This is a genomic window from Hymenobacter canadensis (assembly GCF_027359925.1).
GTDB lineage: Bacteria > Bacteroidota > Bacteroidia > Cytophagales > Hymenobacteraceae > Hymenobacter > Hymenobacter canadensis.
Map to the genome: position 1 here is coordinate 201,959 of NZ_CP114768.1, position 12,229 is coordinate 214,187.

General features: G+C 60.3%; 13 protein-coding genes. 7 read left to right on the forward strand and 6 right to left on the reverse strand.

All coding sequences use genetic code 11. The features are described from left to right. Positions 1-28 precede the first annotated feature (28 nt). On the reverse strand, positions 29-394 hold the full coding sequence (locus tag O3303_RS20370) for a hypothetical protein (protein WP_269561960.1): 366 nt from the start codon (positions 392-394) through the stop codon (positions 29-31). A gap of 164 nt (positions 395-558) precedes the next feature. Further along, the gene (locus O3303_RS20375) at positions 559-1,065 is read right to left on the reverse strand and encodes a hypothetical protein (protein ID WP_269561961.1); all 507 of its coding nucleotides are present in this window, start codon (positions 1,063-1,065) and stop codon (positions 559-561) included. A 93-nt stretch (positions 1,066-1,158) separates the two neighbouring features. On the opposite strand from O3303_RS20375, the gene O3303_RS20380 reads away from it, so the two are divergent. The 5 genes from O3303_RS20380 (at position 1,159) to O3303_RS20400 (ending at position 6,905) form a co-directional block, all read left to right on the forward strand. Then, entirely contained in the window at positions 1,159-1,593 is a 435-nt protein-coding gene (locus O3303_RS20380; protein ID WP_269561229.1) for a helix-turn-helix domain-containing protein, read from the forward strand. 14 nt (positions 1,594-1,607) lie between these two features. Then, a complete protein-coding gene (locus O3303_RS20385; protein WP_269561884.1) occupies positions 1,608-2,300 on the forward strand; it encodes an IS630 family transposase in 693 nt (230 codons plus the stop codon). A 327-nt stretch (positions 2,301-2,627) separates the two neighbouring features. Next, entirely contained in the window at positions 2,628-3,248 is a 621-nt protein-coding gene (locus O3303_RS20390) for a porin family protein (protein ID WP_269561962.1), read from the forward strand. 229 nt (positions 3,249-3,477) lie between these two features. Then, a complete protein-coding gene (locus tag O3303_RS20395) occupies positions 3,478-4,443 on the forward strand; it encodes a DUF4249 domain-containing protein (RefSeq protein ID WP_269561963.1) in 966 nt (321 codons plus the stop codon). Between the two features lie 17 nt (positions 4,444-4,460). Continuing rightward, a complete protein-coding gene (locus O3303_RS20400; RefSeq protein ID WP_269561964.1) occupies positions 4,461-6,905 on the forward strand; it encodes a TonB-dependent receptor in 2,445 nt (814 codons plus the stop codon). Positions 6,906-7,013: 108 nt separating this feature from the next. Here the strand turns inward: O3303_RS20400 and O3303_RS20405 are convergent, their stop codons facing one another. The 3 genes from O3303_RS20405 to O3303_RS20415 all read right to left on the reverse strand — a co-directional run bounded on the left by O3303_RS20405 (position 7,014) and on the right by O3303_RS20415 (position 9,333). Next, the gene (locus O3303_RS20405; protein ID WP_269561965.1) at positions 7,014-8,297 is read right to left on the reverse strand and encodes a hypothetical protein; all 1,284 of its coding nucleotides are present in this window, start codon (positions 8,295-8,297) and stop codon (positions 7,014-7,016) included. A 170-nt stretch (positions 8,298-8,467) separates the two neighbouring features. After that, the gene (locus O3303_RS20410; protein ID WP_269561966.1) at positions 8,468-8,851 is read right to left on the reverse strand and encodes a hypothetical protein; all 384 of its coding nucleotides are present in this window, start codon (positions 8,849-8,851) and stop codon (positions 8,468-8,470) included. A gap of 281 nt (positions 8,852-9,132) precedes the next feature. Further along, the gene (locus O3303_RS20415; RefSeq protein ID WP_269561967.1) at positions 9,133-9,333 is read right to left on the reverse strand and encodes a type II toxin-antitoxin system YoeB family toxin; all 201 of its coding nucleotides are present in this window, start codon (positions 9,331-9,333) and stop codon (positions 9,133-9,135) included. Positions 9,334-9,752: 419 nt separating this feature from the next. Here O3303_RS20415 and O3303_RS20420 point away from each other — a divergent pair, with 419 nt between their 5' ends. After that, on the forward strand, positions 9,753-10,118 hold the full coding sequence (locus O3303_RS20420) for a hypothetical protein (protein ID WP_269561968.1): 366 nt from the start codon (positions 9,753-9,755) through the stop codon (positions 10,116-10,118). Next, entirely contained in the window at positions 10,094-10,504 is a 411-nt protein-coding gene (locus O3303_RS20425; RefSeq protein ID WP_269561969.1) for a hypothetical protein, read from the forward strand. The genes O3303_RS20420 and O3303_RS20425 overlap by 25 nt, the downstream gene beginning before the upstream one ends. Positions 10,505-10,734: 230 nt before the next feature. Here O3303_RS20425 and O3303_RS20430 read toward each other — a convergent pair whose 3' ends face one another. Next, on the reverse strand, positions 10,735-12,222 hold the full coding sequence (locus tag O3303_RS20430) for a WD40 repeat domain-containing protein (RefSeq protein ID WP_269561970.1): 1,488 nt from the start codon (positions 12,220-12,222) through the stop codon (positions 10,735-10,737). Between the last annotated feature and the right edge of the window lie 7 nt (positions 12,223-12,229).

Below are 12,229 nucleotides of genomic sequence, written 5' to 3' on the forward strand. Positions count from 1 at the left end.
AACACGGCTCGTTCAAAAATAGGAGCGTTTAGTGGATAACACTTACTACCCCGTCGTGCCGAATGGAAACGAGCCAGTTGAAGCTGGCATCGAACAAATCAATGTCATCGGCGACCGGGTACCAAAGGGCATCGAAGTAGCGGGCCACGTCGGCAGTTTGAAAAGCGTCCACTTCCTCGAATCGGGCCCAATTGACGAAGAGTTCGGGCAGGGGCACAATGCCCAGGGCGGTAAGCGTCGGCAGCAGAGCAAAGTCCTGCTCGGCGTTTGCCTCCTGGTAGTAGGTCTGGCGCGAGGCAAGGGCGCGTTCGAACTCATCGGCCGTCCCTGAGGCCGTCAGCCCAAATTGTCTGGCTAGGCAGGCCTGTAGCGCCCGGCTCTCTGCGGGTGGCAAGGAGCGATACGCAGGAAAGGTGCCGGCGTGCTCCTGTTCAAACAAGGCGATTTTAAATGCTTCCAAGCTGGTAAAAGTAGCCGCCTACTCCACCTTTCAGTTCAGCGAAACGGTGATTCGAGTAGTGGAGCTACTTTTTCAAACTCAACGTCTGGACGCGATTACTACTCGCTGCTTAGAAATTGCTGCCTTAAGTTTTTTAACTCTTTTAAAGAAGTTCGTTTAAACGTGGTGGTGGTTTTGAAGTGGCCTTCGGGTTTATCCGTGACCAGGACCTTGACTAAGCGCGTCGGCGTGAGATCCAGTATGCGTTCGCGGTAGACATTGGCGCTATCGAAGACGATCAAACTATCTCCGAATGCCCGGTAAGAATTTTCGTCGAGTATGTTCCCATAGATGAGATGGAACGCTTTATGGTCCTTCGTATACATATGGCCGTTAGCCCCTGGCTTTACCTCTACGACGTTGCTAAAGGGCGTGCTGTCATTGCTGAGCTGGCCTTCGATATAAACAGTTTGCAAATACCACACACCCAGAATCGAGGGCTTCTCCCTGGGGGTGGCTAGCGTATGCTCCAGCCCAACCTGATCGGCTGGGCTCGCGCTTTTGCAAGCCGGCAGTAGTAGTGAGACGCTCCACCATGCGGCCCTAACAAGTTCCTGTATTCTCATGCGGCAATGATAACCGCAAATCGTCGGGCTGTGGAGTCGATAGCACTAGTGCTTTACCCGTATAGTTTTTAGAACAGTTTCGTATAGAGGGGCATGAGCACTTCCCCTGCTATCGAACTGTCAGTCACCGAGCAAGCGCAGCTGCAGCGGCTGGTGCGCAAAGGCACGGCCCCGGCCCGGCAACTGAACCGGGCACGCATCCTGCAATTCAGCCACCAGGGACACGCGCCCGATGCCATTGTCATCTTGCTGGGCGTGAGCCGGGCCACGGTGTACAACATACGCCGCCGCTACCGCCAGCAGGGGCTGGCCGCGGCCCTGCACGAGAAGCCCCGCAGCGGCCAGCCCCGCAAGGTGACGCCCGCCGTCGAGGCCACCATCACGTCGCTGGCCTGCACCGATGCCCCGGACGGCGCCTCGCGCTGGAGCATTCGGTTGCTGCGCGGACGCCTGATCGAGCTGGGCGTGGCCGTGGGCGAGGAATCGGTGCGGCAGGTTTTAAAAAAAGCCAGCTCAAACCCTGGCTGAAAAAGCAGTGGTGCCTGAGCCAGCTCGACGGTGAGTACCTGGCCAAGTTGGAAGACGTGCTCGAGCTGTACGCGCAACCGGCCCACCCGGGGCGGGCACGTTTGTGCTTCGATGAGCGGCCCTGCCAGCTGCTGGGCGACAAGCTCGCCGCCTTGCCCGCCCGGCCGGGGCAGGTGGCCAAGCAGGACCACGAGTACGTGCGCCACGGCACGGCCGTGGTGCTGCTGGCCTACGACCTGGACACGGGCCAGCGCTACGCGCAGGTACGCGCCCGGCGCACCAAGGCTGATTACGCCGACTTTGTGCACCACGTGCTCACCACGCACTACGCCGACGTGCCGCGGGTGGACCTGGTGCAGGATAATTTGAATACGCACGCCTACGGCTCGTTTTATGCGCACCTGCCGGCGGCGCAGGCGCGGGCGCTGAGCCGGCAGGTGGGTTTTCATTTCACGCCCAAGCACGGCTCGTGGCTGAACATGGCCGAGCTGGAGTTTTCGGCCCTGGCCCGCCAGTGCCTCGACCGGCGCATCGCCTCCTTGTACGAGCTGACGCAGCAGGTACAGGCCTGGGCCACGGAGCGCAACCGGCGGGCCGTTAAGGTCAACTGGAGCTTTACCGTTGCCAAAGCCGAAGACAAACTGCAGCACTGGTACGAAAAAGTCAACCCGGTCAACAAGCCCGAACCGCCACTCCAGACCGGCTAAAAACTATGCGGGCAAAGCACTAGGTATTTCGTTCAAGAAAACGGTTGGAGTAAAGGCCGGTGACTGGGAGAAAACAAGACTTTTCCGGGCCTGGGCCCGCTCGCTCCTCCCCTCCCCTGTCGCGGTTTTGTTTCTTTACATAACATACGGTATAGCCTCCACCTCGGAATAGTGGTAGGTTTCGGCCTTTGCTGGCCGCTGCGCCCGGCGTGGTACTTTTAAGTACTAAGAGGCCTTTGTAATTCTTATCAAGCCTGTATACAATTTCAGGCTACACACTCGTTTTTCCTATTGAAAATCTTCTATATAACTCCTTTTCTATTACGTATGAAACAGCTTTTCTGTACTAGTGTGTTCATCGTTGGCAGCCTGTGGGGTGCACAAGCACAAGGCATTCGGGTTGGTCTGCGTGCTGGCGCTAATTACTCTACGGCAACGGGATCAGACACTAAGAATCTAGAAGGTTTATGGGGCCCAGCCGGGGGGCTCGTGGTGAATATTCCTCTTACCTCTGATGGTTTTTTCTCTTTTCAGCCGGAAGTAGGCTATGCGCGCAAAGGTTATAACAGGCTGGCCGCTCCTGGGATTTCCTCAGGGGCACGACTCTTCTTACATTATCTCAACGCCCCGTTGCTGGCCAAAGTAAAGGTCGGCGGCTGGCTCGCCGAGGCCGGCCCGCAAGTCGGATACCTGCTCGACGTCAAAGACCGCAATCCTACCGTCGATCCTAGTCCTGACAATCGCCCCAATCGCCTCGCTCCGTACCGGCGGTGGGAGTTAGGGTATGTTGCAGGTATCGGCTACGAACTCAAAAACGGTCTGGGAATCGGCGTTCGCTACAATGGTGGTTTCACCCGGATACTTCAAGAATCGGTTACAGTGCCGCTTACACGCTCGCATAACAGTGCCTTCCAGTTTCAACTCACCTATTTGGTGACTCGTCGCTAAACCGTATACACTTAGCACGAACTGGCCTTCTCACAGCAGCGAGGGGCTAAAATTACTCTAAGTGCCAATCGGGGCTGCTTCCGGTGGCTCTCGCAGGTTGTGCTGCGCTAACCTATCGATGAACTGGTGGTTTGCCACCGAGCCCTTTGTGAAAAGCAGCTTATCACGAGGGGGCGTCATACGATTGCCGTTTGGCCGTCGTTTGCTGCTGCACTAGTTATCCCACCTTATGCCCGTACGCTATACGACCGTTCGTTTATCGGTTCTTGCCAGCTTAGCCCTCGTTTTGCCCAGCTGTGTTGACGAGATTAGTGCTGATTTGCCCGCTCCCCCCAACGTGCTGGTGGTGAATTCCATTCTCACACCGGACAGCGTGTTCCGGGTGCAGGTCAGCCGTGTCACCAGTACGGTGGACTCGTCTTCGCGCCTGTTGTCCTCGGCCCGGGTGTACCTGCTGACTCCCGGCCGGGGGGAAGAGTTGCTGCGCAATCAGGGGCGGGGTCTTTATGCCAGCGCCAACAGACCCACCAGTGGGGTGCCCTACACCCTGCGGGCCGAAGCCGACGGCTACCCGGACGCCAGCGCCACGGACACGGTGCCCGCCGCAGTGCCGATTCGGGAGGGGTGGCATTCGTACCCCACGGGTACGAACCGGGACAATGAGCTGCTGGGCACCATCGTCGTGCGTTTCGATGACCCTGCGCAGATCGCTAATTTCTACGAAATCACCGCGTACCAGCAACAGTCCCGGGGGCAAAGCCCAGGGTATAACCGGAGTCAGGACTTTGTGCTGGATGCGCGCGGGAACGCCGCGCTGGCCGCCGAAGGCGACGCGGAGTTTGACCCCGGGTCGCTGGTCTTCTCGGACCGGCTCTTCAACGGCCAGGCATTTGAGCTGCGGGCCTCGTTTGCGCCGTTTGGCCGTATGGGGGGGGGCACCATCAACGGGCAGTACGTAGGGCCCCGAGTATCGGGCGACGTGTACGTGGTGCTGCGCTCCGTAAGCCGCGCCTACTACCAGTACCGCAAGAGCTGGACCCGGCACTTCTATAACCAGGGCACCAAAGGTCCGGGCGGCGACCTGAACCAGCTGCTGTTCCTCGGCGACCCCACCCGGATGTACTCCAACGTGAATCCAGGGTACGGCGTGGTGGTGGGCCGCGCGCAGGAGGTGAGAGTATTGCCGGTTCGCTGATTTACCGAGATATACAGATGATTTATACGCGTATTTACCCGGCGTTTTTTGGCGCCGTGGCGTTGCTGTGGCTGGCGGGCCCGCCAACGGTTCAAGCCCAGGCCCCCAGTGGCCGCGTCACGTTTAGCGGCACCGTGCGGGACGCCCGCACCGGCGAGAAGCTGCCGGGAGCCGCCGTGTACACGGCCGGGGGCCAGGTCGGCACGACGACCAATGCCGCCGGCTTTTACTCGCTGACCCTGCCGGCGCAGGACTCGGTGCGCCTGACGGCCGGCTACCTGGGCTACGGGCGCGTCACCGTGGTGCTGGCCGGCCGGCAGACGACGACCCACGGTTTTTCCCTGGTCACCCGCAACGAGCTGGGCGAGGTGCGGGTAAGTGGCGCATCCGATGTGCCGCTGGAGCGCCGCGTGGAGATGAGCACCCTCCAGATTCCGGTCGCGCAGCTGCGCAAACTGCCGGCGTTGCTGGGCGAGCCCGACGTGCTGCGCGCCTTCCAGCTCATGCCCGGCGTGCAGGCCGGCCGCGAGGGCAGCGGCGCGCTCTACGTGCGCGGGGGCTCCCCGGACCAAAACCTGACCCTGCTCGACGACGTGCCCATCTACTACGTGAGCCACGTCGGCGGCTTTCTGTCCGTGTTCGATGCCAACGCCATCAGCGACGTGCGCCTGCTCAAGGGCGGCTTCCCGGCCCGCTACGGGGGGCGGCTCTCGTCGGTGCTGGACGTGCGCCTGAAGGAAGGCAACAAAGAAAAGCTGAGCGGCAACGCGGGCGTGGGCGTGCTGGCCACTCATTTCTCACTGGAAGGGCCGCTGAAGAATGGCAAAACCACCTTCCTCGTCTCGGCCCGGCGGGGCAACCTGGACCTGTTTTCCCGGGTGGCCAGCCGGCTCTCCTCCGGCGGCAACAGCGTCGTCGGCTACTCTTTCTACGATGCCAGTGCCAAGCTCAGCCACCAGCTCACGCCCCGCGACCAGCTCTTTGCCGCCGTTTACCTGGGCGGCGACCGGCTGTTTGTGACGCAAAAGCCCCAAACCATCGCCGGCCCGCAGGGCGAGCTGCGCTACCAGAACGCCAGCAACCTGCGCTACGGCAACGCCCTGGCTTCGCTGCGCTGGAACCGAACCCTGACCCCTCAGCTGTTCGGCAACGCGACGCTGGCCGCCACCCGTTTTCGCTACGCCAACGAGCAGACCTTCGAGCTGGAGGACCGCTCGCCGGCCGGCAAGCTGAGTGAGGACAGCCGGGCAAGTTTCAGCTCCGGCGTGCAGGACGTGCTGGTAAAGGCGGACTTTGAGTATTACCCCAGCCCCGCCCATCAGATACGGTTCGGAGCGACTGCCGTGCAGCACGCCTTCACCCCCGGCAGCAACTTCTTCACGAGCCGCACCCCGGTGGCGGCGCTCGATACGACGTTCGGGTCCCAGCGCGTGGGAGCCCGGGAAGTGGCCCTCTACGGCGAAGATGAAATCCGGCTGACCGCCCGCCTGTCGGCCAACCTGGGTTTGCGGGTCGTCCGCTACTGGGTGCAGGGGCAGGGGCTCGGCGGGGTGCAGCCCCGGGTGCTGGCCACGTACCTGGTGGGCGAGCACACCGCCGTGAAGGCCTCCTACGCCAGCATGCAGCAGTACCTGCACCTGCTCTCCAACAACGGGGCGGGCCTGCCGACGGACTTGTGGGTGCCCGCCACCCGGCGCGTGGCGCCGCAGCGGGCGCAGCAGCTGGCGCTGGGCGTGGCCCATACGCTCCCCGAGTGGGGGCTGGAAGTCAGCGTGGAAGCCTTCCAGAAGTCAATGCGCGAGCTGATCGAGTTTCGGGAGGGCGCGACCTTCTACAACAGCTCCCAGAACTGGCAGGACAAAGTTGTGACCGGGGGCCGGGGCCAGGTGCGGGGGCTGGAAGTGCTGGTGCAGCGCAAGACGGGCCGCTTCACCGGCTGGGTGGGCTACACGCTGGCCCGCAACGAGCGGCAGTTCGACCAGCTCAATCAGGGCCGGTGGTACCCTTACAAGTACGACCGCCGCCACGACGCGTCCGTGGTGGTCATCTACCAGGTGCGGCCCCATATCACGCTCTCGGCAACGTGGACCTATGGCACCGGCAATGCCCTGACCCTGGCCCAGGGCAACTACCAGGTCATCGACCAGAGCTACGGCCTCATCGCCGGAGCCCCATCGGACCGTTACCTCTACCCTGAAGCCGAAGTGTACGGCGACAAAAACAGCTACCGGCTGCGCGCCTACCACCGCCTGGACCTGGGCGCCACCTTCACCAAGTCCGTCAAGCACGGGGAGCGAACCTGGCGGGTGGGGGCCTACAATGCCTACAGCCGCCACAATCCATACTATATCTATTACAGCTCGGGCGAGAACGACAGCTACTTCACGAAGGGGCAGCGGCGGCTTTATCAGCTGAGTTTGTTTCCCATCCTGCCAGCCCTCAGCTACGAACGCAGTTTCTGAACCTGGCGACTAGTACTCAGTAGTGTGAGGACCAAGATTGGTTGACACCTATTTCAACAGGCAGTAGGCTTGAGAAATTTAATCTCCCTGCTGCTGTAAGAAGGCACCTTACTGTTTTCCGGGTGCTGGATAAAAGACCAGTTGGTTTTCTCCCTGCAGCCACGTGATGCCCTGCGGTACAGGGTGCAATTTGTGCACCACCGGCCTGGCCAGCGGATGCCACGTTTCGCCGTTGGTGCGGGTTTCCAGCACTTCGCCGGTTGCGGTCAGCAGATAACCAGCCGACGTGCCGGGCACAAACGCAATCTGGTTGAAGCTGGTGAAGGAAGGGATGACGACCGGTTGCCATTGCCCGGCTGTGAAGCGTAGCAATCGTTTCGCAGGTAGTGCCGCGTAGCCTAAGTTGCCGTGGTTCAGGTGCGGTTTGCGGCCGGCCATCGTCACCCACAGCTCGCCCGTCTGCGCGAGCGAAAGGGACTGCACATCGACGGTATCCGGGGTGTCGAGCAGCCGGGTAGGGGATTGTAAGCTACCCGGCAGGATATAAATATTGCCCGCAGTAGCACTCATCACCGTACTCGGGAGCGTAGGCATACGGTCACTGCCAAACACGTAAAGGGCGGTATCTGAAGCAGAAACCAGCAAGCCGGTCACCCCCCGGCTCAATTTAATGCAATAAGGGTGTTGGGTGGAGTTCGTGGCAAGCTGGGGGGTGCGTGTTGCATCGGTTCCATACAGCCACAGGTCGCCGTCTCCGTGCAATGGCACAGTGCCCGCCTCCTGACGGGCATACGTACCGACCACAAAATTGCGGCCTACAGCAGCCAGCGCAGTCGGAAAGAAGTTCGTTAGTAAAGAATGCGTCTCCCAGCTGTTGCCTTGATTGGTAGTGAGCGCAAGGAAGGATTTTTGCCCTTTATTGGCAAAATACTGGTGAGAACCAGCGCGAATCAGGGGTGTATGGGTCAGCACATGGCCATAGGGCGAGGCAGGGTCCGGGGTACGGTAGCACTGCCAGGCCGAACTACAAGAGAGTAGTAGCCCACTGGCGAGGAGTAGTCCCCCTAAACAGGAAGCCAGCCGAATACCGCCTTGTTGGTGGCCCTTGCCAATCAGCCATAGGAGTAAAACCAACGGAATAAACGCCGCCCCCATGGCCCCTTTTTGGACGGGCAGTTCTGCTACCCTCGAAATCCCCACCAGGGCGCCATGGTTCTGGTCACGGAAGTAGAAGTGCGAAATGGTAAATTCCGAAGGGGTAGCGACGAGCGCGGTATGCTGCCCAGTGAAACGATATAACTGCCCTGTCTTAGTTAATATATAGCCGGAAGAATCCGTTAGAAATTGAAAATCCTGTATGGGGGGAAGGGCGCTAAACGTAAAGGTTTTCATGCAGGCTTATTATAAAAATACTACACCAGCCTTATCAACTAGACTGGTTACCTCGCCCCCCTTTTTAAAGGGGACGGGTTTATAAGCACCATTATACTGGGGGACAGAAGCCAGAACAAAACGGGGAAATAATGCCCTTCCTACTGCTTCATAAATCTTATTCTTATACCTTATTTCACCAAGTCGATGCGGCTCACACCGCGGTTAAGGCCGCGCCAGCGCATCAGCGGCTGCCCCGCCACTAGCTCTAGCGTATAGTTGTCACCCAGTAACCCCAGATTGAATAGCCATTCTTCGCCCGCGTCGCGCTGCCGGGTGCCGACGGGATAATTGGTTTCGAATAGGAAGGAGGCCTGGGGGCCCTGGTGGTTAATTACCTGCTCGGGCTGGGCCAGCAGTTGCAGGTAGATGGGATAGTCCTGCCCCCGAAAATGCAGATGTCCCTCAAATTCGGGATAGCGCGCATCCGCCCGGGCACTGCGCGGTGTTTTCGCGGCTGCCAGCGTGAGCGTAGCTAGGTTCTGGAACAGGGTATCGCCCCGCAAAGGGAGCATAGCCTGGTAAGCGTTGTAAGGCTGAAAGGAGACCTGCACCTGACGTAACGTCCAAGTCCCGACGAGTTGCGGGGCGACTGTTTGCATCAGTTCCCGACTCGCCTGATCATAGTCTAACTTGGGGGCAGGGATTGGCTGCTGGGAACAGTTGGTCAACAGGGTGCTGGCACTAAGTGCGAACAGCAGCAGGATAGCGGGTAGAATTGGGCGCATACTTTAGAATACATTTTTAGTCTCTAGCAGCTCTGTCTAGCGATATGATGGAAGCGGTATTGCAACACCTACACTAAATCGGCCTCAAAGCGGTAAATCAGCCAGTGCTCCCCACTAATGCGGCGCGACCAGAAGCCAGCGAAACCGTGTTTCAGAGGTTCAGGCTTGCCCGTACTCGTAGTGGACGTACGCAGGCACTTCTTTGAGCCCCCCCTGAATCTTGGCCTTAGTTGAAAGCTTGGCAAAGAAGTTAAGTATATCGCTTCCACATAGGAGTCTTACACACTTAAATTCCGCGTTCAGCGGTTTTAAAGGCTGTTTGTTTAAGTAAGCTCTTTATAAATGTACAACTTGGCCGAGAGCTCAGCATCTGGTAAGTCGGCCGGAAAACAGGACCATTTGGTACAGATGAGTTATTCAGCAAACAAAGTACAAATAATCTTGTCCGCGCGATGGGAAAACGGCACTCGCCCTCGTAAATAGTGCCCTGAATGCGCTTAATACATATTCCCTGCGATAAGAACGCACGGTTAGTGTCTACGTTGATGTAAAAAGAGGTGGCTAACACGTTCATCGATTGACCTTTGGACTAAATTTTTAACCAAGGCCGATAATACGACTGCCCAAAGGGCTTAGCGTAATTTTATCCCCCCCGCGGCTATAAGAAGGCCGTGGGCCCTTGGCTAGTGTGCTGTTTTGCGGCGTGGCCCTGGGGCTGTATGCGCTGGTGCCCGGCGCTACGTCGGCTGGTGGCCAGGTAGGGCGGGCGGCCATGCTCATGAGCGGGGGCATATCCGGGCTGCTCGCCCTCGTCACCCTGCTGCCCATGCACGTCGGCGGCTTCTACAGCGACGGGGCCCGGGTGCGCAACCTCTGGCGCAATGGGCCCGCCGGGCAGCTGGAAGTGGCAGTGCTGTCGGCCATGGTCCCGTTGATGGCCAGCACGCGGCCGCGCGAGCTGAGCCGGCAGCTACTGGACCGGGCTGCCGGGCTGCCGGGCTGCCGGAGGAGCTGCCGTTCAAGCTGTACGTGTTTCACTATCTCTACCTCATAGCGCTTGACGCCGGGCAGGTTTCGGTGGCCGACCAGCACCTGCGCGCGTATCGGGAGCGGTTGGCGCTGATGCCGGCGGCGCTACAAGGCAACGTCTGGCTGGAATCGGCCTTTTTTGCGGCGGCTTTTCAGCACGACCTGACTGCCGCCCGGGCGTTTCAGGCGCAGGCCCAACTCAGCTCTCATATCCAGGCAGATGTGCCGGCCCGGGTAGATGCCGCCCTGGCCCGGCTGGCCGGCGACGCCCCCCTGGCGCGTGCCAAGGCGCACCTGGCCCTGCAGGAGCTGCCCGGAAACCTGGATCAGGGAAGCGCCCGGTTCTACGCCGAGTGGCTGGCCGATACGCTGCAGTGGACCACTCAGCACGCCCCGACCAATGCCGGCTAGTTTGAGTGGGCTGCGCAAGGGGTCTGCAGCAACTGCCCCCCTGCCCCTGGCCGTCGTTTCCGGGTGTGCAGGGCCGCAGGCCGGGCCCCGCGCCTGCATCCAAACCAACCGCAAAACCCGACGGCCCCACACTTTTTGTAGCCCGCCACTGTGGAGGGCACAAAAAATGTGGGGCCGTAAATCTGCCGGCGCTTGCCGGGACACCATGCCCCGGCGCGCATCAGCTACTGCTAATGCACAATCGTGTACTGCCGGGCGGGCCCGGTGCTGCCGACCACCGTGGCGTTGACGTTGTCGAGCTGGATGGTTGAGCCCGTGTACTCAAAGGCTGGTACTCCGTACGTCACCCGCATGAAGCTGTTGCGGAACTGTTCGGCATCGCGCGGCGCTACCTTGATGCGGTAGCTGATGGTCGGGAACAGGGCCGAGCCCAGCGCATAGTATTCCGTGTCTGCATTATACTCTTTCAGCGTAAAATTCGACCAGTCGGCCGCGTTGCTGTATCCTTTCAGAAGCAGGGTTAGCCCCTCCTGTTGGAATGCCTTGAGCTGATCGGCTTTACGAGCCATGCGGGCGTCGAAATCAACGGTCTTCTCAAATTCGCCCTTGCGGCTCCATTTGTCGAAGTTGTATTGGGCATACGCCCCAATCCGGATGGCGGTGCCCGGTACCTGCCAGATCTTCAGCGTCCCGTCGCGGCTGACACTGGCCAGGCTGCTGCCATCGGGGCTGAAGACCAGGTTTTCCACTTCGGCTGTGTGCAGCTCGCCCGACAGGTCCTGCACCAGCATTCCGGTGACCATGTCCCAGATCCGCACTTTTCGGTCGCCGCCGCCCGTGGCAACCAACTGCCCGTCGGGGCTGAAGGAGGTCGCCCACACGTCGGATACGTGCGCGGGCAAAACGCGTACGGTCCGCTGCGTCTTCACATCCCAGATCCGGGCTGTATTATCCCAGGCGCCACTCACCACATACTTGCCATTGGGGGCGTAGCGGGCATCCCACACCTCGTCGGTATGGCCCGCCAGAACCATTTTCGGTTCCCAGGTAGTCGTATCCCAGATGCGCAGGGCATGGTCGCCGCTGGCCGTGAGAATCTCCGTGCCGTCGGGGCTGAACGCGACCGACGTGACATTGCCCATACGTCCCTTCGTGGTTTTGGCCCGGTCGTAGGCGGCCGGTACGGGGGGCGCATCCGCTGGTGCGGGGCCTTTCAGAGAGGCCAGGCGCTGGCCGCTGAAGGTTTCGAAAACCAAGGCCTGGCCATCCCAGCCGGCGCTGGCCAGCCGCTTGCTATCAGGGCTGAAGGCCACATCACGCACGTAATCGGTGTGGTCCGTGTTTTTGCGGATAAGCTCTCCCGTGATGGCATCCCATAAGATCAGGGCATGGTCGACGCCACCGGAAGCAATGTAGCGCCCGTTGGGGCTGAACTTGACGCTTACCACGTCGTCCGTGTGGCCTTTCAGCGTCAGGACCGGCTGCCGGGTAGCCACGTCGTAGACAACAATGTCGCGGCCCAGGCCACAGGTGACCAGGCGCTTGCCATCGGGGCTGTAATCAACGCCTAACAGGGCAGCCTTGGTCTTGATGTCGGCCTGCAGCCAGGTGCTGGTCGCGGAAGCCGGTGCCGTCGTCTGGGCGTAAGCGCCGGTGCTGCAGCAAAGGGCTACGCCCAGGGCGGTGCGCAGCAGGGAAGGGTAAAAGGTGAGGGACATACTAAAA